Source organism: Variovorax sp. UC74_104, from assembly GCF_044055375.1.
Taxonomy (GTDB): domain Bacteria; phylum Pseudomonadota; class Gammaproteobacteria; order Burkholderiales; family Burkholderiaceae_C; genus Variovorax.
Genome location: NZ_CP171978.1, coordinates 2,423,444 through 2,444,162, shown reverse-complemented (window position 1 = coordinate 2,444,162; position 20,719 = coordinate 2,423,444). Strand labels below are relative to the sequence as shown.

The following is a 20,719-nucleotide window of genomic DNA, read 5'->3' as shown; positions in this document are numbered from 1 at the left end:
CCGCCCGCGCTGGCAATACCCGCATTCCGGAGACATCGAGGCGCCACTGTAAGATTTGCAACAGGACGCTTCAATTACCCGAAAGAGTAGTCATGAACACCGACCCGATCCTGCTGCAGGAAATAGTTCGCCTCTACGAGGCCGAGCCCGACCTGCTGACCCTTCCGCCCCTGCTCTTCGAAAGCGTGGTCCGCCTGACGGACTCCGACGTAGTCGCCTGGACCGAGGTGCACCATCGCAGCGGCGAGATGCGCGCGCTGCTGTCGGTCGAGGACGATCCGGCTCGCCGCGCCACGGCGTTCCAGGCCTATGCGCGCCATGCCGCCAGCCATCCGTTCTGGCAGAAGGACCCGGCCTTCTTCGGCGAGCGTGCGGTGCGCGAATCGGACGTCTTCACCGACGAGGAATTCATGGCGCTGCCGATGGCCCGCGAGGTGTTCCTGCCGTCGGGCGCCCACCGCATCATGGGTGTGCTGATGCTGCACGGCGAGTACTCGCTGGACCTGAGCGCGCACCGCGTCGTCGGGCGACCCGCATACAGCGACGCCGAACGCGACCGGCTGCAGATCTATCGGGGGCACGTGCTGCGGGCCTACCGCCAGGCGCAGCAGCGCACCGTCGGCAAGCTCCCCGCAGCCGACCGTCTGCGCTACGCCTTCCCGGAACTGACGCAGCGCCAGGTCGAGGTGGCCGTGTGGATCGCGGAGGGCCGCTCGAACGAGGCCATCGCCAGCGCCATGAGCGTCAGCCAGGACACCGTCAAGGCGCACCTGAAGGCGATCTTCAGCAAGATCGGCACCGACAGCCGGCTGGCCCTGGCCAAGCTCGTCCACACCGTGCCGCCGTTCTCGCAGATGCCGCCCTTGTGGAAGCTGCCGCTCGAAACCTGGAGAACGCAGACCAGGCCGGGCGCTGCTGCGGAAGCCTCCGGCGACGCGATGGCCTTCGCGCGGTAGGCCGCAGAAGCCCTCCGGGCAGGCGTCCCGTCGCCACCCGGCAACGAGGCCATCGCGCATCGCGATGGATGCGGCGTAAAAACAAGGGGAAAATAGCGATCTCATCGCAAAACACGATGACTCCTCGCAGCCCCATGAGCACCTCCGAACGCAACTTCGCCCGCCGCATCGACCTCACGTCGCTGCAGCTGTTCGTTGCCGTGTGCGAGCTGGGCAGCATCGGGCGCGCGGCGGAGCGCGAATTCATCGCGGCATCGGCCATCAGCAAGCGGCTGTCGGACCTCGAGGCCACGCTCGGCACCACCCTGCTGTACCGCCATGCGCGCGGCGTCGACCTCACGCCCGCCGGCGAAAGCCTGCTGCACCACGCGCGCTCGGTGCTCTACAGCCTCGAGAAGATGCAGGGCGAGCTCAGCGAATACGCCGACGGCGTGCGCGGCCACGTGCGGGTGCACGCCAACATCTCGGCGATCGTGCAGTTCCTGCCGGAAGACCTGGGCGTGTTCACGCGCGCCCACGAGGCCATCAAGATCGACCTCGAGGAGCACCTCAGCAGCGAGGTGATCCGGGCGGTGCAGGAAGGTGCGGCCGACCTGGGCGTGTGCCACGTGGCCGGCGGCGCGGGCGAGCTTCAGAGCCTTTCTTATAGGCACGACCGGCTCGCGCTGATCGTGCCCACGGGCCACGCGCTGGCGGCCGAGGGAAGCATCGACTTCATCGACTCGCTCGACTTCGACCACGTCGGCCTGCACACCAACAGTTCCATCTACGTCGCGATGCACGAGGCCGCGCTGAACGCGGGCCGCAGCATCAAGCTGCGCATCCACGTCACGGGGCTCGATGCCATGTGCCGGATGATCGAGAACGGCCTGGGCATCGGCGTGATGCCGCAGCGCGCCTTCGAGCTCATGCGCAACGGCATCGGCCACGGCCTGGTGAGCATCGCGCTCAACGACGCCTGGGCCGCGCGCGAGATCAGGCTGGTGGCACGTGATTTCTCCACCCTGCCCGTCGCGGCGCGCTCGCTGGTGAACCACCTGCACGCGGCCGCAGACGGCGGCGAACAGCTCGCGGCCTAGGCCGCAACCACGGACAATTCCATTTCCCCACGAAAGACAGAAGAGACCGACATGGCACGCACGCTCTACGACAAGATCTGGGACGAACACGTCGTCCACACCGAGGAAGACGGCACCGCGATCCTCTACATCGACCGCCACCTGGTGCATGAAGTGACCAGCCCGCAGGCATTCGAAGGCCTGCGCGAGGCCGGCCGCAAGCTGTGGCGCATCAGCTCCGTGGTGGCCACCGCCGACCACAACACGCCCACCACCGGCTGGGAGCGCGGCTACGAAGGCATCGCCGACCCGACCAGCAAGGAGCAGGTCACCACGCTGGACCACAACATCGCCGAATTCGGCGCGGCCGCGTTCTTCCCCTTCCTGAGCAAGCGCCAGGGCATCGTGCACGTGATCGGCCCCGAGTCGGGCGCGACGCTGCCGGGCATGACCGTGGTGTGCGGCGACTCGCACACCTCCACGCACGGAGCCTTCGGCGCGCTGGCGCACGGCATCGGCACCAGCGAGGTCGAGCACGTGATGGCCACGCAGACGCTGCTGGGCAAGAAGGCGAAGAACATGCTCGTGAAGGTCGAGGGCAAGCTGCCCCTGGGCTGCACGGCCAAGGACATCGTGCTGGCCATCATCGGCAAGATCGGCACGGCCGGCGGCACGGGCTACACGATCGAATTCGCCGGCTCGGCCATTCGCGACCTGAGCATGGAAGGCCGCATGACGGTGTGCAACATGGCCATCGAGGCCGGCGCGCGCGCCGGGCTGGTGGCTGTCGACGAGAAGACCATCAGCTACGTCAAGGGCCGCCCGCTCGCGCCCACCGGCGTGGAATGGGACCAGGCCGTGGCCTACTGGCGCACGCTGCAGTCCGACCCGGACGCGAAGTTCGACGCCGTGGTCGAGCTCGACGCGGCGCAGATCCAGCCACAGGTGACCTGGGGCACCTCGCCCGAGATGGTGGTCGAGATCAACGGCCGCGTGCCCGATCCCGACAAGGAAAAGGACGCCAGCAAGCGCGGCGCCATCGAGCGCGCGCTGGTCTACATGGGCCTGGAGCCCAACAAGGCCATGAACGACATCTTCATCGACAAGGTGTTCATCGGCTCGTGCACCAACAGCCGCATCGAAGACATGCGCGAAGCCGCTGCGGTCGTGAAGAAGCTGGGCCAGAAGGTCGCGAAGAACGTGAAGCTCGCGATGGTCGTGCCCGGTTCGGGCGTGGTGAAGGAACAGGCCGAGCGCGAAGGGCTCGACCAGATCTTCAAGGCCGCGGGCTTCGAGTGGCGCGAGCCCGGCTGCTCGATGTGCCTGGCGATGAACGCAGACCGCCTGGAACCCGGCGAGCGCTGCGCATCCACCAGCAACCGCAACTTCGAAGGCCGCCAGGGCGCCGGCGGCCGCACCCACCTCGTGAGCCCGGCCATGGCCGCCGCCGCCGCGGTGCACGGCCACTTCGTCGACGTGCGCACCTTCGCCTGATCTGGAGACATCACATGCAGAAATTCACCGTGCACAAGGGCCTCGTGGCCCCGATGGACCGCGAGAACGTCGACACCGACGCGATCATTCCCAAGCAGTTCCTCAAGTCGATCAAGAAGACCGGCTTCGGCGTGAACCTGTTCGACGAGTGGCGCTACCTCGACCCGGGCCTGCCCGGCCAGGACCCGGCCAGCCGCAAGCCGAACCCCGACTTCGTGCTGAACCAGCCGCGCTACGCGGGCGCCTCGATCCTGCTGGCGCGCCAGAACTTCGGCTGCGGCTCGTCGCGCGAGCATGCGCCCTGGGCGCTCGACCAGTACGGCTTCCGCGCGATCATCGCGCCGAGCTACGCCGACATCTTCTTCAACAACAGCTTCAAGAACGGCCTGCTGCCGATCGTGCTGCCCGAGGCGCAGGTCGCCCAGCTGTTCGACGAGACCTTCGCCTTCCCAGGCTACACGCTGACCATCGACCTGGAACGCCAGGTGGTGGTGAAGCCCGACGGCCAGGAATTCGCGTTCGACGTGCAGGCCTTCCGCAAGTACTGCCTGCTCAACGGGCTGGACGACATCGGCCTCACGCTGCGCCACAAGGACAAGATCAAGGCCTTCGAGGCCGAGCGCCTGGCGCAGAAGCCCTGGCTGGCGCATACGATGATCTCCTGATCGATCGCGCGCATATCGTTTTCAAGAAACCTCAGACCAACTTATGAAAATCGCAGTTCTCCCGGGTGACGGCATCGGCACCGAAATCGTGGCGGAAGCCGTCAAGGTGCTCGACGTGCTCGACCTGAAGTTCGAGACGGAATCGGCGCTGGTCGGCGGCGCGGCCTACGAGGCGCACGGCCATCCGCTGCCGGAATCGACGCTCAAGCTCGCCAAGGAAGCCGACGCGGTGCTCTTCGGCGCTGTCGGCGACTGGAAGTACGACAAGCTCGACCGGCCGCTTCGGCCCGAGCAGGCCATCCTGGGGCTGCGCAAGAATCTGGGCCTGTTCGCGAACTTCCGCCCGGCCATCTGCTACGAGGAGCTGGTGGGCGCCTCCAGCCTGAAGCCCGAGCTGATCGCGGGCCTGGACATCCTCATCATCCGCGAGCTGACCGGCGACATCTACTTCGGCCAGCCGCGCGGCCGCCGCGTCGCGACGGACGGGCACTTCCCGGGCGCCGAAGAGGCTTTCGACACGATGCGTTACTCGCGCCCCGAGATCGAGCGCATCGCGCGCGTCGCCTTCGAGGCCGCGCGCAAGCGCAGCAAGCGCGTGACCAGCGTGGACAAGAACAACGTGCTGGAAACCTCGCAGCTGTGGAAAGACGTGATGCTCGACGTTGCGAAGGAATATCCGGACGTCGAACTCGACCACATGCTGGTCGACAACGCGGCCATGCAGCTCGTAAAGGCGCCCAAGAAATTCGACGTGGTGGTCACCGGCAACATGTTCGGCGACATCCTCTCCGACGAGGCCGCGATGCTCACCGGCTCCATCGGCATGCTGCCCTCGGCGTCGCTCAATTCGAGCAACCAGGGCCTGTACGAGCCCAGCCACGGAAGCGCCCCCGACATTGCCGGCAAAGGGGTTGCCAATCCTTTGGCTACAATCCTGTCCGCTGCCATGATGCTCCGTTTCTCCCTCAACCAGCCCGAAGCTGCCGACCGTATCGAGTCGGCGGTCAAGGACGTGCTCGCCTCCGGGCTGCGCACGGGCGACATCTGGTCTGAAGGCACCAAGCGCGTCGGCACCCGCGAGATGGGCGACGCGGTCGTTGCAGCAATCACCAAAAAGACGATTACCGGCTAACCGCAGCCCGCTTCGTCACGCCCCTCCCCGGCTCGACGAGTCGGGCGCAAAAAAGACAACTTTTCTTTTTTTCATAAGGGCAAACTGAAATGGCGAACGCATCTCAACCTCTGGTCGGCCTCGTAGGCTGGCGCGGCATGGTCGGCTCGGTCCTGATGGACCGCATGCAGGCCGAAGGCGACTTCGGTCTCATCGAGCCGGTCTTCTTCTCGACCTCCAACGCCGGCGGCAAGGCCCCGGCCATGGCCAAGAACGAAACCGCGCTGAAGGATGCGAACGACATCGAGGCACTGAAGAAGTGCGACATCGTCATCACCTGCCAGGGCGGCGACTACACCAGCGAGGTGTTCCCCAAGCTGCGCGCCGCCGGCTGGAACGGCCACTGGATCGACGCCGCCTCCACCCTGCGCATGAAGGACGACGCGATCATCGTGCTCGACCCCGTCAACCTGCCGGTGATCGAGAACGCGCTCGCCAAGGGCGGCAAGAACTGGATCGGCGGCAACTGCACGGTGAGCTGCATGCTCATGGGCGTGGGCGCCCTCTACAAGGCCGGCCTGGTCGAGTGGATGACCAGCATGACCTACCAGGCAGCCTCGGGCGGCGGCGCGCAGCACATGCGCGAGCTGCTGACCCAGTTCGGCACCCTCAACGCCGAAGTGCGCGCCCTGCTGGACGACCCGAAGTCGGCCATCCTCGAGATCGACCGCAAGGTGCTGCACAAGCAGCAGACCCTCAGCGCGGCTGAAACCGCCAACTTCGGCGCGCCGCTGGGCGGCTCGCTGATCCCCTGGATCGACAAGGACCTGGGAATCGGCAAGAGCCAGGACGACGCCGAGTGGGGCATGTCCAAGGAAGAATGGAAGGGCGGCGCCGAGACCAACAAGATCCTCGGCCAGGGCGCGGGCTTCGGCACCGCCGCCGTGCCGGTCGACGGTTTCTGCGTGCGCATCGGCGCGATGCGCTGCCACAGCCAGGCCCTGACCTTCAAGCTCAAGAAGAACGTGCCGCTGGCCGACATCGAGGCGATGATCGCCGCCGACAACCCCTGGGCCAAGGTCGTGCCGAACACGCGCGAAGCCACGGTCAAGGACCTGACGCCGGTGACCGTGACGGGCACCATGAACATCCCGGTCGGCCGCATCCGCAAGCTGGCGATGGGCCCGGAATACGTCGGCGCCTTCACGATCGGCGACCAGCTGCTGTGGGGTGCCGCGGAACCGCTGCGCCGCATGCTGCGCATCCTGCTCGAGGCCTGATGCGGGGTGCTCAGGCCCTTTTGAAACATGAATTGTTGCCATATGGCAACAGAAGATGTGTGCGTAAGTATGCGCGCACTGGGTAGAACAAGCGCATTGCCTTGTCAGTGCTCAGTGATGATGCTAACGTCCTCTTACAAATTCCGGGCCTGAGCCGCCCCCTATCAGCATGACAAGACATCTGTTGCCTGCGGCCAGCCCATCGGCCGCTCGCCCGCCTCTGCCGTCGAACGGTTGGCGCCTTTCCATTCTTGGCGCGGCGGCAGCCGTGGCCATGGGCCTCGCTAGCACCGATGCCAGCGCATTCACGCTGGGCCAGCTGAAGGTGCAGTCGGCTCTGGGCGAGCCCTTGCGGGCCGAGATCGATGTGACCGAAATGGCCGCCAATGAAGCGGATGGCCTGAAGATCAACATCGCCACGGCCGAAGCTTTCAGAAACGCGGGTGTCCCCTACAACTCGGCGCTCAGCGACGTCAAGGCAACGCTGCAGCGCCGCGCAGGCGGCCAGTACGTGGTCCGCCTGAGCGGCAGCCGCCCGCTGAACGATCCGTTCGTCGACCTGCTGCTCGAAGCCAACGGCGCCTCCGGCCGCATCGTGCGCGACTACACGGTGCTGCTCGATCCGCCGGCCACGCGCCAGGCTGCTACACCGGCTGCCCCAATCTCTCCCCAGATCTCGGCTCCGGCCGAGCGCACCGCCCCGGCGGCACGCGCACGCCGCGAACGCGCCCCCGTGGTGGCCGCTCCGGCGGCAACGGCCCCGGCACCTTCCACGGCACCCGCAGCCGCGGCTCCTGCCCCTGTCACGGCCGCCGCCCCTGCCCGCAGCGCCGGCGGCGGTGAACAGGTCACGGTGCAGCGCGGCGACACCGCCGGCAAGATCGCCGCCACCTACAAACCCGCCGACGTGTCGCTCGACCAGATGCTGGTCGCGCTGCTGATGGCCAACCCCGACGCCTTCGTCGGCGGCAACGTCAACCGCATGCGCGCAGGCGCCGTGCTCGACCTGCCGAGCGCTGCCGAAGCATCCGCCGTTCCGCCGGCCGAAGCCCGCCGCACGGTCACCGCACAAAGCCGCGATTTCGGCAGCTACCGCCAGCGCCTGGCCGACAACGCACCTACCACCAACGTGGCCGCCGCGAGCCGCAAGGCAGCGGGCAAGGTGCAGGCCAACGTCGAGGACCGCAATGCAGCGGCCAACTCGCCCGACAAGCTCACGATCTCGCAGGGCAACGCAGCCACCCGCGCCGCCGACGAGAAGGTCGCGCAGAACCGCCAGGCGCAGGACAACAGCAACCGCGTCGCGGAACTGTCGAAGAACATCAGCGAGCTGAACAAGCTCAAGGCGGCAACGGGCACCGGCTCGTCCGCGGCCGCACCCGCCGCCGCTCCGGCACCGGCAACGCCGGGCATTCCGGTTCCAGCCCCCAACACCAGCGCGACGGTCGTGCCTCCGGTCGCGAGCCCCGCACCGGCTCCTGCCCCGGCTGCAGCTGCTCCGGTCACGCCTCCGGCTCCGGCCCCCGCCGCCGCGGCGGCACCTGCCGCTCCGGCGGCAGCGGTGCCCAGCACTCCCCCGACGCCCGAAGCCACGGCGCAGGCAGCTCCCGCTGCAGCAGCAGCCACTCCTGTAGCCGATGCACAGGCCGTGGCCGCACCCGCCGGCACGCCTGCGGCCGCCGATGCCACCGCCACTCCCGCAGCCGCGGCAGCGAGCGCCGCAGCGGCTGCCGCGCCGAAGCCGGCTGTGAAGAAGCCCGCTCCGCCGCCCCCGCCGCCGGAGCCCACCTTCTTCGAAGAACTGATGGACAACCCGCTGATGCTGGCGGGTGCCGCGCTGATCGCGCTGCTGGTCGGCTTCCTGCTGTACCGCGTGCTGGGTCGCCGTCGCGAGGAAATGAGCGAAAGCGTGTTCCTCGAAAGCCGCATCCCGAAGGATTCGTTCTTCGGCGCCAGCGGTGGCGAATCGGTGGACACCAAGCACCGCGGCGACTCCACCGTCTCGTCGCTGTCGTACTCGCCGAGCCAGCTCGACGCGGGCGATGTCGACCCGGTCGCCGAGGCCGACGTGTACCTGGCCTACGGCCGCGACCTGCAGGCGGAGGAAATCCTGCGCGAGGCGCTGCGCCTGAACCCCGATCGCACCGCCATCCACCTCAAGCTGCTCGAGATCCACGCCAAGCGCCGCGACGTGCGTGCCTACGAAAGCCTGGCCACTGAAGTGCACAAGCTGACCGGCGGCCTGGGTTCCGACTGGAACCGCGTGGTCGACATGGGCAAGGACCTCGATCCGGGCAACCCGCTGTACGAATCTGGCTCGCCCCGCAGCGGCGGCAGCGGTGGCGCCAGCGCCGCCGAAACGGCAGCCTTCGCCGGCGCCCTGGCGGCGGCAGCCAAGCCGGCACCGGCGACGCCTGCTCCGGTGGTGTCGCCCCCGGTGGCCGTCGCACCGCCCGCCTTCGTGCCCTCGGTCGCACCGCTGGACTTCGACCTCGACCTGACCACGCCGCCGGCGCCCGCTCCGGTCGCGGCTCCGGCTGTGCAGCACGCGCCGGTCGGCGCCAGCCTGCCGAAGTCGGCCTACGCGCCGGCTCCGACGACGGCGCGTCCGGCGCCGCCGCTGTCGAACGGCCACGCAACGCCCGTCGACCTCGAGAACGACTTCGACACCGCCCCCGGCGCCCTGTCGGCCGACACGCTCCCCGGCTCGCTGAGCCTGAGCGATCCGGAGCACAACACCCGCCCCGCCATGCTGCGCAACGCGCTGCCGGCCGACTCGGGCTTCATCGAGTTCGACATGAGCGCGCTGGCCGGCCTGCCGGCAGCACGCCCGGTCGAAGCCGCCAAGCCGGCGGCAACGGCGGCCGCGCAGAATGACGAAGGCGACGACAGCCCGCATGCCGTCAAGCTGTCGCTGGCTCGTGAGCTGCAAGCCATCGGCGACGTCGAAGGCGCCCGCTCGCTGGTCGAGGAAGTCGAAGCCGAGAGCGCCGGCGACCTCAAGTCGCAAGCCCGTCAACTGCTCGCGGAACTGCGCTGAACGAGCTTCGCCGCTCGCTCTTCCTCGGTCCCCTGAATTCGTGAGGCTGGCGCTCGGCATCCGGTACAACGGCCAGGCGTACGACGGCTGGCAGAGCCAGCCCTCCGGCCGCACGGTGCAGGACAAGCTCGAGGCGGCCCTCGCGAAGTTCACCGCGCAGCCCATCCGGACGCTGTGCGCCGGGCGCACCGACGCGGGTGTCCACGCCCTCATGCAGGTGGTGCATTTCGACACCACCGCGCAGCGCGAACCCTTCTCCTGGATGCGCGGCACCAACCGCTTCCTGCCCGACGACATCGCGGTGCAGTGGGCGCATCCGGTGCCCGACGAATTCCACTGCCGCGCCAGCGCCCTGGCGCGTCGCTACGTCTACGTGCTTTCGCAGTCGCCCGTGCGGCCCAGCCTCGATTCGGGCCGGGTCGGCTGGTCGATGCATCCGCTCGATGGCGACGCGATGCGCGCCGCCGCGGCGCTGCTCATCGGGCAGCACGACTTCAGCTCGTTCCGCGCCTCGGCCTGCCAGGCACGCTCGCCGGTCAAGGACCTGCGGCGCATCGAGATCACGCGCGTCGGCAACGGCGAGCGCTGCCGCTGGCATTTCGAGTTCGAGGCCGACGCCTTCCTGCACCACATGATCCGCAACCTGATGGGCAGCCTCCTGCGCGTCGGCCGCGGCGACGAGCGACCGGAGTGGATCTCGCAGGTGCTCGAGGCACGCAGCCGCGATGCGGCGGCGCCCACCTTCTCGGCGGACGGCCTGTATTTCATGGGCCCGTTGTACGACGCCAAGTGGGGTCTGCCGGCCGAGGCCACGCTGCAGGCCGGCAGGGCTACGTATGATGGCCCGCCATGAGCGCGCCCTCCCTGCCCCGCACCCGCATCAAGATCTGCGGCCTGACCCGTGAAGCCGACGTCGACGCGGCGGTCGAAGCCGGTGCGGACGCCATCGGCTTCGTCCTGTATCCGAAGAGCCCGCGCGCCGTAACGGTCGACCGGGCGGCCGAACTGGCCTCCCGCCTGCCGCCGTTCATCACGCCAGTCCTGCTGTTCGTGAATGAGGATGCTCCCAAAGTCATAGCATCGCTCGCTCAGGTGAAGGGCTCGATCGCGCAATTCCATGGTGAAGAGACGCCGCAGCAGTGCGAGGAAGCCGCCGGTCCGGGCCGATTCCGCTACATGCGCGCAGCCCGCATTCCGCTGGGGGATGCCGGGGCCGGCTTCGACCTCGTAAAATACGCGTCCGATTACTCCCACGCCCAGGCCATCCTGCTCGACGCGCATGTCGAAGGTTATGGCGGTGGCGGCAAGGCATTCGATTGGTCACTTCTTCCACCCGCCGTCGACGCTCACCTCGTCTTGAGTGGTGGGCTCACACCTGCAAGCGTGGGCGATGGCATTCGCATCCTGCGGACGCGCTGCAAGTCGCTGTCCGTTGATGTGAGCTCGGGCGTCGAAATCGACGGTCCCGGGAACAAGGGCCTCAAGGACGCCGGAAAGATCCGGCAATTCGTCGCAGCCGTCAGGGCTGCCGACGCGTCCTTCTCCAGTTAGCCGCCGCAGCCGATCGTTTGTCGGGCTGCGGCCCACCGATCGAGAATCATGCAAAGCCAATTCCAGGACTACCAGCAACCCGATGCCACCGGCCACTTCGGCAACTACGGCGGCACCTTCGCGAGCGAGACGCTCACCCACGCGATCAACGAACTGCGCGACGCGTACGCGAAGTTCAAGGACGATCCGGCCTTCCTCGCGGAATTCCACTACGAGCTCAAGCACTTCGTCGGCCGCCCCTCGCCGATCTATCACGCGGCACGCACCAGCCGCGAAATGGGCGGCGCGCAGATCTACCTGAAGCGCGAAGACCTGAACCACACCGGCGCCCACAAGATCAACAACGTGATCGGCCAGGCGATGCTCGCGCGGCGCATGGGCAAGCCCCGCGTGATCGCCGAGACCGGCGCCGGCCAGCACGGCGTGGCCACCGCCACCATCTGCGCGCGCTACGGCCTCGAGTGCGTGGTCTACATGGGCAGCCAGGACGTGAAGCGCCAGAGCCCCAACGTCTACCGCATGAACCTGCTCGGCGCGACCGTGGTGCCCGTCGAATCCGGCAGCAAGACGCTGAAGGACGCGCTCAACGAGGCGATGCGCGACTGGGTCACCAACGTGGAGAACACGTTCTACATCATCGGCACCGTCGCCGGCCCGCACCCCTACCCGACCATGGTGCGCGACTTCCAGAGCGTGATCGGCACCGAGTGCATCGAGCAGATGCCGGCCATGCTCGCGGCCGACGGCATCACCGGCGAGGCGGAGGGCAAGCAGCCCGACGTGGTGATCGCCTGCGTGGGCGGCGGCAGCAACGCCATGGGCATCTTCCACCCCTACATCCCGTTCGCGGGCACGCGCCTGATCGGCATCGAGGCCGCAGGCGAAGGGCTGGACAGCGGCAAGCACTCGGCCTCGATCCTGCGCGGCAGCCCCGGCGTGCTGCATGGCAACCGCACCTACCTGCTGCAGAACGAGGACGGCCAGATCACCGAGACGCACAGCATCAGCGCCGGCCTCGACTACCCCGGCGTGGGCCCCGAGCACGCGTACCTGGCCGACATCGGCCGCGCCGAGTACGTCGGCGTCACCGACAAGGAAGCGCTCGATGCCTTCCACTACCTGTGCCGCACGGAGGGCATCATCCCCGCGCTCGAATCCAGCCACGCGGTGGCCCACGCGCTGAAGCTCGCCAAGACCATGCGCCCCGACCAGTCGATCCTGGTGAACCTCTCCGGCCGCGGCGACAAGGACATCGGCACCGTCGCCGACCTGTCGGGCGTCGACTTCTACGACCGCCCCTCGATGCGCGGCCTGAGCGTGAAGGGAGGCAAGTGATGAGCCGCATTGCAGCCACCTTCGAGGCCCTGAAGAAAGACGGCCGCCGCGCCCTCATTCCGTACGTGACCGCGGGCTTCCCCTTCGCCGACATCACGCCCGAGCTGATGCACGGCATGGTCGAGGCCGGCGCCGACGTGATCGAGCTGGGCGTGCCTTTTTCCGACCCGATGGCCGACGGCCCGGTGATCCAGAAGGCCGGCGAGGCCGCGCTGGCGCTGGGCGTGGGCATGAAGCAGGTGCTCGCCATCGTCGCCGCCTTCCGCCAGAAGGACACGACCACGCCCGTCGTGCTGATGGGCTACGCCAACCCGGTCGAGCGCTACGACCTGGTGCACGGAAAGAAGTCCTTCATCCGCGACGCGGCCGCAGCCGGCGTCGACGGGCTGCTGGTGGTCGACTATCCACCCGAGGAATGCGAGGCCTTCGCCGCCGAGCTGAAGGCCGCCGGCATCGACCTGATCTTCCTGCTGGCCCCCACCAGCACCGACGAGCGCATGGCGCAGGTCGCGCGCATCGCGAGCGGCTACGTCTACTACGTGTCGCTCAAGGGCGTGACCGGCGCCGGCCACCTCGACACCGAGGCCGTCGGCCGGATGATCCCTCGCATCCGCGAGCACGTGAGCATCCCGGTGGGCGTGGGCTTCGGCATCCGCGACGCCGCCACGGCGCAGGCCATCGGCTCGGCCGCCGACGCGGTCGTGATCGGCACGAAGATCATCCAACTCATCGAGGACCAGCCCCGCGACAAGGTCGTGCCGGCGGTGCGCGAATTCCTCGCGGGCATCCGCGAGGCGCTCGACGCCCTGCCCGCCGCGACGGCCAAGAACGCGGCTGGTCGATAATCACCGCCAACACAAGGAGCCCCCATGAGCTGGCTTGAAAAACTGCTACCCGCCAAGATCGCCCAAACCGACCCGTCCGAGCGCCGCCAGGTGCCCGAGGGCCTGTGGATCAAGTGCCCCGCCTGCGAGACCGTTCTGTACAAGACCGACCTCGAGCACAACCAGAACGTCTGCCCCAGCTGCAGCCACCACCACCGCATCGGCGCCCGCGCGCGGCTCGACGCGTTCCTCGACGCCGAGGGCCGCTATGAAGTCGGCCAGGAAGTGCTGCCGGTCGACGCCCTGAAGTTCAAGGACAGCCGCAAGTACCCCGAGCGCCTGAAGGAAGCCCTGGAAAACACCGGCGAGACCGACGCGCTGGTCGTCATGGGCGGCTCGGTGCACAGCATCAGCGTGGTCGTGGCCTGCTTCGAGTTCGAGTTCATGGGCGGCTCCATGGGCAGCGTGGTCGGCGAGCGCTTCGTGCGCGGCGTCGAGACCGCCATCGAACAGAAGGTGCCGTTCATCTGCTTCACCGCCACCGGCGGCGCGCGCATGCAGGAAGGCCTGCTCTCGCTGATGCAGATGGCCAAGACCAACGCCGCGCTCACGCGCCTGGCGAAGAAGGGCCTGCCCTACATCAGCGTGCTGACCGACCCGACCATGGGCGGCGTGTCGGCCGGCTTCGCCTTCGTGGGCGACGTGGTGATCGCCGAGCCCAAGGCGCTGATCGGCTTCGCCGGCCCGCGCGTGATCGAATCGACCGTGCGCGTGACGCTGCCCGAGGGCTTCCAGCGCGCCGAGTTCCTGCAGACCAAGGGCGCCATCGACTTCATCAGCGACCGCCGCGAGCTGCGCAAGACGATCGCGAACACGCTGGCGATGCTGCTGCGCCAGCCGGCCGATGCGGTGAGCTGACCGAACGAACGGCAATCGAAAGCAAAAAGGGCCCGGGTGCGATGCATCCGGGCCCTTTTTGTATTCAGGAGATCAGAACGTCAGCTGATAAGCAAAAACCAGCAGATTGCCCAGCACGATCGCGATCACCTGCAACACGACGATGGCAGCCAGCGGCGACAGGTCGACCCCGCCAATCAGCGGAATGAAGCGGCGGAACGGCCGCACCAGCGGCTCGGCCAGGCGGGAGATCAGGTCGAGCAGCATCGGCGAGGCATTCGGAATCCACGACAGCACCGCATAGACCACCAGCAGCGCCGTCAGGCCCGAGACCGCCAGCTGCATCAGCCCCACCAGCGACACCAGCGGCAGGGTCGCGATGCGCCCCAGGTTGCCGACCAGCAGCCACAGCAGCAGGAACTTCAGCATCACCAGCAGCCATGCCGCGATCAGGCTGGCCAGGTCCCAGCGCTTCACCCCGGGCACGATGCGCCGCAGCGGCAGCACGATCCAGTCGGTGATGGCGAACACGAAGCGCCCGAGCGGGTTGCCGAAGGGCACGCGGTGGTACTGCATGTACAGGCGCAGCAGGCAGGCGCCGCCGAGCAGACCGACGATCACGTCGAGAAGGAACGAGGGAATCTGGTAGAGCATGAGACGCGGCCGTGAGGGGAATGCGATGATAGCCACGCAAGGCTCTTCGATGACGACACAACCCCTTTTGCATTCACTGCCATTGTTTCCGCTCGGTACGGTGCTCTTTCCCGGCGGCCTTCTTCCATTGCGCATCTTCGAGGTCCGCTACCTCGACATGATCGGCAAGTGCCGCAAGGCCGACGCGCCCTTCGGCGTGGTGAGCCTCACCAGCGGCAGCGAGGTGCGCAAGGCCGGCGCCGATGCCGAGAGCTTTGCAGCTATCGGCACGCTGGCCGTGATCCGCGAGTTCGAATCGCCGCAAAGCGGCCTGCTGCAGATCGAATGCGTCGGCACGCAGCGCTTTCGCGTCCGCAGCAACGAGCTGCAGAAGCACGGCCTCTGGGTCGCCGAGGTCGAGGCGGTGAACGACGACATCGCGCTGGAGATTCCCGACGACCTGCGGCACACCTCCACCGCGCTGCAGCGCCTCGTCGGCACGCTGGAGGAGCGCAAGCGCGCCCAAGGCGGGGCGGTGCGCCTGCCCATCGCCGAGCCCTACCGCTTCGACGATTGCGGCTGGGTGGCCAACCGCTGGTGCGAGCTGGTGCCGATGCAGCTCGAGCTGCGGCAGCGCCTGATGGAGCTCGACAGCCCGCTGATGCGGCTGGAGCTGGTCAGCGATCTGCTCGCACGCACCGGCATCACTGAATAGATCGCTATCCTTTTTGTAGCTTATCCCGCAGGATTGGCGGGCGCTGTGGGCGGGTTTTATTCGAACCCGATCGGCTAAAATGCCGGGCCCGCGCACGCTCCCGGTTGCGCGCCACCCGTCTCCCATGTCCGATCAAAAGAACTCCCCGCCTCCCACGCCCCCCGTCGACGAAAACCAGCTCATCGCCGAACGCCGCGAAAAGCTCAAGCTGCTGCGCACGGCACAGGCCGAGGGCAAGGGCGTCGCGTTCCCCAACGACTTCAAGCCGGGCCATCGCGCCGCCGCACTCGTCGAGGCGCACAGCGCCACCGAGGCCGACGCGCTGGAGGCGCAGGCCGTCGAAGTCAGCGTGGCCGGCCGCATGATGCTCAAGCGCGTGATGGGCAAGGCCAGCTTCGCCACCCTGCAGGACGCCACCAGCCGCATCCAGCTCTACGTGACGCGCGACGCTGTCGGCGAGGAAGCGTATGCCGAGTTCAAGCGCTGGGACCTGGGCGACATCCTCGGCGCAGAAGGCACGCTGATGAAGACCAAGACCGGCGAGCTGTCGGTCAAGGTCACGAAGCTGCGCCTGCTCACCAAGAGCCTGCGCCCCCTGCCCGACAAGTTCCACGGCATGGCCGACCAGGAGCAGAAGTACCGCCAGCGCTATGTCGACCTGATCACCGACGAGACGGCGCGCGTGCGCTTCACCGCGCGCAGCAAGGCCGTGAGCGCCCTGCGCGAGTTCATGGTGGGCAACGGCTTCCTCGAAGTCGAGACGCCCATGCTCCACCCCATTCCCGGCGGTGCCAACGCCAAGCCCTTCAAGACGCACCACAACGCGCTCGACCAGGAGATGTTCCTGCGCATCGCGCCCGAGCTGTACCTCAAGCGCCTGATCGTCGGCGGCTTCGAGCGCGTGTTCGAGATCAACCGGAGCTACCGCAACGAGGGCATCTCGGTGCGGCACAACCCCGAGTTCACGATGATGGAGTTCTACGCGGCCTACTGGAACTACCGCGACCTGATGGACTTCACCGAGACGCTGATCCGCACCATCGCCGACAAGGCCGTGGGCACGCAGCAGCTCACCTACCAGGGCAAGCCGGTCGACCTGACGCAGCCCTTCCAGCGCCTGACGATCCGCGAGGCGATCCTCAAGTACACCGAGGCTGAAGGCGTGGCGCAGGGCGTCGACGACAGCGCCTGGCTCATCGCCGCGTTGCGCAAGCTCGGCATGAACGAGGAAAAGGACAAGCTCTCGCAGCGCAGCCTCGCCAGCCTGCAGGTGCTGTACTTCGAGGAAACCGTCGAAGAGAAGCTCTGGCAGCCGACCTTCATCATGGAGCACCCGACCGAGATCTCGCCGCTGGCGCGCGCCAACGACGAGCGCCCCGAGGTCACGGAGCGCTTCGAGCTCTACATCACCGGCCGCGAGTTCGGCAACGGCTTCAGCGAGCTGAACGACGCCGAGGACCAGGCCGCGCGCTTCAACGCGCAGGTGGCCGCCAAGGACAGCGGCGACGACGAAGCCATGTTCTACGACCACGACTTCGTGCGCGCCCTCGAATACGGCATGCCGCCCACCGGCGGCTGCGGCATCGGCATCGACCGGCTGATGATGCTGCTGACCGATTCGCCGAGCATCCGCGACGTGATCCTGTTCCCGGCGCTGCGCAGGGAATCCTGATCGTGAAGGCACCGTCGTCGTTGCCGACGATCGGCATCGACTTCGGCACATCCAACTCCGCTGTCGCCTGCCGGATCGGCACAGAGGCCCGCCTTCTGCCCATCGAGGGCGCGGCCACCACACTGCCCACCGCGATCTTCTTCAACGCCGAAGACCGCACGACGCACTTCGGCCGCGATGCCATCGGCCAGTACCTCTCGGGGACCGAAGGCCGGCTGATGCGCTCGCTCAAGAGCCTGCTCGGCAGCGCGCTGATGCAGGAGAAAACGGCGATCTACGACGGCCTCGTGAGCTTCGAGGACATCATCGCGCGCTTCCTGCGCGAGCTGGCGGTGCGCGCCAGCCGCGAACTCGGCCAGGTGCCCGAGCGCGTAGTGATCGGCCGGCCGGTCCATTTCGTGGACGACGATTCCAAGCGCGACGAGCGCGCGGAAGAAAGCCTGCGCGTCGCGGCGCGCGCGGCAGGCTTTCGCGACATTTCCTTTCAGCTCGAACCCATCGCGGCCGCCTTCGACTACGAACAGCGCGTTGCCAAAGAGTCGATCGTGCTCATCGTCGACATCGGCGGCGGCACCTCCGACTTCACCGTGGTGCGCGTCGGCCCCGAGCGCGCCGCGCGGGAGGACCGCAGCGACGACGTACTGGCCACCAGCGGCGTGCACATCGGCGGCACCGATTTCGACCAGCGCCTGAACCTCGAGCGCGTGATGCCGCAGTTCGGCTTCCGCCACCACGGCCCGCAGGGGCGCGAAGTGCCGAGCAAGGTGTTCTTCGAGCTGTCGTCCTGGCACCTGATCAACTGGCTCTACGCCGCCAAGGCGCTGCGGCAGGCGAAGGATCTGCGCACCAGCTACGCTGACACGCGCCTGCACGACCGGCTGATGGCCGTGCTCGAGGAACGGCACGGCCACCGCATCGCGAGCGCGGTGGAAGCGGCCAAGATCGAGGTGTCGCTGAGCGATGCCACGACCGCCATCGACCTGGATTGCGCCGAGCGCGGCCTCGTCGCCTCGCTCACGCCGGACGACATGGCGCAGCAGCTGGCCGCGCCGCTGGAAAGCGTGATCGCCTGCGCACACGCCTGCGTCAAGCGCGCGGGCCTGCGCAGCAACGACCTCGACGCGATCTATCTCACCGGCGGCTCTTCCGCGCTGCGGCCGTTCCAGCACGCACTGCGCAGGAGCTTCGCGGGCGTGAACCTGGTCGAAGGCGACCTGTTCGGCGGCGTGGCCACGGGGCTGGCCTGCGCGGCCAGCGCGCAACTCGGGGCCTGATGATGAAATACCTGGCGGGTTATCCGGCATCCCTGCTGGAACAGGTCCGCCAGCTGATCGCCGGGGACAAGCTCGGCGCCCTGCTCGGCCAGCGATATCCCGACGGCGTGCACGGCATCCAGACCGATCGCGCGCTCTACGACTACGTCACCGATCTCAAGAGCGAGTTCATGCGCAAGGCCGAGCCGCTGTCGAAGGTGATGTTCGACAACAAGCTGCACGTGATCCGCAACGCCCTGGGCACGCACACCACCGTGTCGCGCGTGCAGGGCGGCAAGCTCAAGGCCAAGCGGGAGATCCGGGTGGCGAGCCTGTTCAAGGAAGTGCCGCTGGCGTGGCTGAGGATGATCGTCGTGCACGAGCTGGCGCATATGAAGGAACGCGAGCATGACAAGGCCTTCTATGCGCTGTGCATGCATATGGAGCCGGACTACCACCGGCTCGAGTTCGACCTGCGGCTCTACCTGACCCACATGGAGACCGGCGGCCCCAGGCTGTGGGGCTCTGAGGGCCACAGCGAGACCCGGGTACAGCCTCAGGGGAGTTTGTAAACTTTTCCCCGACAACGCTTGGAAGTTGGGACCGCTCCACGAAATTCAGCCAGGCCAGCTACTAAACTGCCGGCTTTCCGCTCCGAAGGCCCACCATGTCGCACCCCCAGCAACTGTTCTTCGTAGGCGGTATCAAGCAATTCCTGGGTGAACTCTTCCAGCGCAGAAAGGTCCTCGAGATCGGCAGCTTGGACATCAACGGCTCCGTTCGAACCTACTTCGAGGAGTGCGAGTACATCGGACTGGACGTGGGCGAAGGAAATGGTGTCGATCTCGTCTGCTACGGCGAGGACTACGGTGGCAAGGCCAACGAGTTCGACGTCGTGATCTCGTGCGAGGCCATGGAACACAACCCCGGTTGGCGCAAGACCTGGCTCAACATGCTCCGGCTGGTCAAGGAATCTGGCATCGTCGTGATGACCTGCGCCACCACGGGGCGGAGGCAGCACGGCACGGTCGAATACGCGCCGACCGATTCGCCGCTGACCATGCAGAACAACCAGAACTACTACCGGAACCTGGTCGAAGATGACTTCAAGGCGATCATTCCGTTCGACGCCTGGTTCTCGGTCTGGTCGTTCTACTACGACCACACCAGCCACGACCTCTACTTCTTCGGCCTGGGCAAGGATGCATTGCCGGAGACGATCCAGAAGGCGACCGAGCTCAAGGCCGCGCTCTCCGACTACTATCACAAGCGGAACATCCTGGGCCTGCAGTAGTCGGCGACCGTCGGAAACAAGCAGCACTCAAGATGGAACGCCCGGTACCTCTGCATTTCACCTCGCTTGGGGAGCCGCACATGGTCGGCGACGTGGTGGCCACCTTCGTCGTTGCCGCCAGGAAGCTCGGGTACGAGGTCAGCACCGAGCACGCCGCCGTGCGCCGTGACGCCATCAACATCGTCTGCTTCGCACACCACCTCGCTCCGGAGACCCTGCAAGGCATGGGCGCCAACTGCATCGTGCTGAACTTCGAGCAGATCGTCGCAGGCTCGCAGGCGTTCAACGAGTCCTACTTGACGCTGCTGCGAAACCATTACGTCTGGGACTACAGCCAGCACAATCTGGCCCGCTACGCCGAGCTGGGAATTCCAAACGGCCACCACGTCCCGCTAGGCTATGAAGAAGAATCCGGAGACAACCTTCGGGTCGAAGACGTGCTGCCCGAAGCCCTGCAGGACATCGACGTGCTCTTCTTCGGCTCGCTGAACCAGCGGCGAGCACAGGTCATTGATGCCATGCGAAGAAAGGGGCTGCACGTGGCCTGCAATGACAACGTGCTGTGGGAAACGACGCATCGCAACCTGATGATCCGGCGCGCGAAGCTGGTGCTCAACATGCACTTCTTCGATAACTCCCGCATCGTCGAGATACCGAGGCTCGCAATGCTTTTCAGGCAGCGCAAGGCCGTGCTGTGCGAACTCTACGCGGACAGCGAGATCTTCTATCCGGAGCTGCGACAAGCCGTCGCCGGCGTCTCTTGCGATCACCTGGCTGACATGGCCGTGATGCTCATGAGCGCCCCACAACTGCGCCAACGGCTGGCGCACCAGGGCTTCGAGGCCTTCAGTGCGCACAGCCAGACAGCTGTGCTGGGCCCTGCGCTCGACGCGTTCTTTGCGTGGCGCGCCAAAGTGCTCGAGGTTGGCGCCCCGCGCTGA

At 67.2% G+C, this 20,719-nt stretch carries 19 protein-coding genes; 18 read left to right on the top strand and 1 reads right to left on the bottom strand.

The features are described from left to right. The first annotated feature begins 92 nt into the window (after nt 1–92). From ACHMXA_RS11405 to accD, 12 genes are all read left to right on the top strand, one after another. Complete coding sequence (locus tag ACHMXA_RS11405) at nt 93–956, top strand: helix-turn-helix transcriptional regulator (protein ID WP_176664481.1); 864 nt, start codon at nt 93–95, stop codon at nt 954–956. Between the two features lie 134 nt (nt 957–1,090). Further along, the gene (locus ACHMXA_RS11400) at nt 1,091–2,035 is read left to right on the top strand and encodes a LysR substrate-binding domain-containing protein (RefSeq protein ID WP_176664480.1); all 945 of its coding nucleotides are present in this window, start codon (nt 1,091–1,093) and stop codon (nt 2,033–2,035) included. Nucleotides 2,036–2,086: 51 nt separating this feature from the next. Further along, nucleotides 2,087–3,508 carry a 3-isopropylmalate dehydratase large subunit gene (leuC, locus tag ACHMXA_RS11395; RefSeq protein WP_176664479.1) on the top strand — a complete coding sequence of 474 codons (1,422 nt, stop codon included), beginning with the start codon at nt 2,087–2,089 and terminating at the stop codon, nt 3,506–3,508. 14 nt (nt 3,509–3,522) lie between these two features. After that, entirely contained in the window at nt 3,523–4,173 is a 651-nt protein-coding gene (gene leuD, locus ACHMXA_RS11390; RefSeq protein WP_176664478.1) for a 3-isopropylmalate dehydratase small subunit, read from the top strand. Between the two features lie 43 nt (nt 4,174–4,216). Continuing rightward, entirely contained in the window at nt 4,217–5,305 is a 1,089-nt protein-coding gene (leuB, locus tag ACHMXA_RS11385) for a 3-isopropylmalate dehydrogenase (RefSeq protein ID WP_176664477.1), read from the top strand. A gap of 89 nt (nt 5,306–5,394) precedes the next feature. Next, entirely contained in the window at nt 5,395–6,564 is a 1,170-nt protein-coding gene (gene asd, locus ACHMXA_RS11380; protein ID WP_176664476.1) for an aspartate-semialdehyde dehydrogenase, read from the top strand. Between the two features lie 169 nt (nt 6,565–6,733). Beyond that, nucleotides 6,734–9,604, top strand: coding sequence for a FimV/HubP family polar landmark protein (locus ACHMXA_RS11375; RefSeq protein WP_176664475.1), 2,871 nt, complete (start codon nt 6,734–6,736; stop codon nt 9,602–9,604). A 40-nt stretch (nt 9,605–9,644) separates the two neighbouring features. Further along, nucleotides 9,645–10,457, top strand: coding sequence for a tRNA pseudouridine(38-40) synthase TruA (gene truA / locus ACHMXA_RS11370; protein ID WP_176664474.1), 813 nt, complete (start codon nt 9,645–9,647; stop codon nt 10,455–10,457). Then, on the top strand, nt 10,454–11,155 hold the full coding sequence (locus ACHMXA_RS11365; RefSeq protein ID WP_176664473.1) for a phosphoribosylanthranilate isomerase: 702 nt from the start codon (nt 10,454–10,456) through the stop codon (nt 11,153–11,155). The genes truA and ACHMXA_RS11365 overlap by 4 nt, the downstream gene beginning before the upstream one ends. Before the next feature lie 48 nt (nt 11,156–11,203). Next, nucleotides 11,204–12,490 (top strand): tryptophan synthase subunit beta, encoded by a 1,287-nt coding sequence (trpB, locus tag ACHMXA_RS11360; protein ID WP_176664472.1) that lies wholly within the window; start codon nt 11,204–11,206, stop codon nt 12,488–12,490. Further along, nucleotides 12,490–13,335, top strand: coding sequence for a tryptophan synthase subunit alpha (gene trpA, locus ACHMXA_RS11355; protein WP_176664471.1), 846 nt, complete (start codon nt 12,490–12,492; stop codon nt 13,333–13,335). Before trpB ends, trpA begins: the two co-directional genes overlap by 1 nt. A 24-nt stretch (nt 13,336–13,359) precedes the next feature. Then, a complete protein-coding gene (gene accD / locus ACHMXA_RS11350) occupies nt 13,360–14,232 on the top strand; it encodes an acetyl-CoA carboxylase, carboxyltransferase subunit beta (protein ID WP_019654097.1) in 873 nt (290 codons plus the stop codon). A 72-nt stretch (nt 14,233–14,304) separates the two neighbouring features. Here the strand turns inward: accD and ACHMXA_RS11345 are convergent, their stop codons facing one another. Beyond that, on the bottom strand, nt 14,305–14,865 hold the full coding sequence (locus tag ACHMXA_RS11345; protein ID WP_176664470.1) for a YggT family protein: 561 nt from the start codon (nt 14,863–14,865) through the stop codon (nt 14,305–14,307). 49 nt (nt 14,866–14,914) lie between these two features. On the opposite strand from ACHMXA_RS11345, the gene ACHMXA_RS11340 reads away from it, so the two are divergent. The 6 genes from ACHMXA_RS11340 to ACHMXA_RS11315 all read left to right on the top strand — a co-directional run bounded on the left by ACHMXA_RS11340 (nt 14,915) and on the right by ACHMXA_RS11315 (nt 20,719). Continuing rightward, nucleotides 14,915–15,559 carry an LON peptidase substrate-binding domain-containing protein gene (locus ACHMXA_RS11340; protein ID WP_256098956.1) on the top strand — a complete coding sequence of 215 codons (645 nt, stop codon included), beginning with the start codon at nt 14,915–14,917 and terminating at the stop codon, nt 15,557–15,559. 124 nt (nt 15,560–15,683) lie between these two features. Next, nucleotides 15,684–17,231, top strand: coding sequence for a lysine--tRNA ligase (gene lysS, locus ACHMXA_RS11335; protein WP_176664468.1), 1,548 nt, complete (start codon nt 15,684–15,686; stop codon nt 17,229–17,231). 2 nt (nt 17,232–17,233) lie between these two features. Next, nucleotides 17,234–18,505, top strand: coding sequence for an Hsp70 family protein (locus tag ACHMXA_RS11330; protein WP_176664467.1), 1,272 nt, complete (start codon nt 17,234–17,236; stop codon nt 18,503–18,505). Between the two features lie 2 nt (nt 18,506–18,507). Continuing rightward, entirely contained in the window at nt 18,508–19,056 is a 549-nt protein-coding gene (locus ACHMXA_RS11325) for a YgjP-like metallopeptidase domain-containing protein (protein WP_176664970.1), read from the top strand. A 95-nt stretch (nt 19,057–19,151) separates the two neighbouring features. Further along, nucleotides 19,152–19,778, top strand: coding sequence for a class I SAM-dependent methyltransferase (locus tag ACHMXA_RS11320; protein WP_176664466.1), 627 nt, complete (start codon nt 19,152–19,154; stop codon nt 19,776–19,778). A 32-nt stretch (nt 19,779–19,810) separates the two neighbouring features. Continuing rightward, on the top strand, nt 19,811–20,719 hold the full coding sequence (locus tag ACHMXA_RS11315) for a hypothetical protein (protein WP_176664465.1): 909 nt from the start codon (nt 19,811–19,813) through the stop codon (nt 20,717–20,719).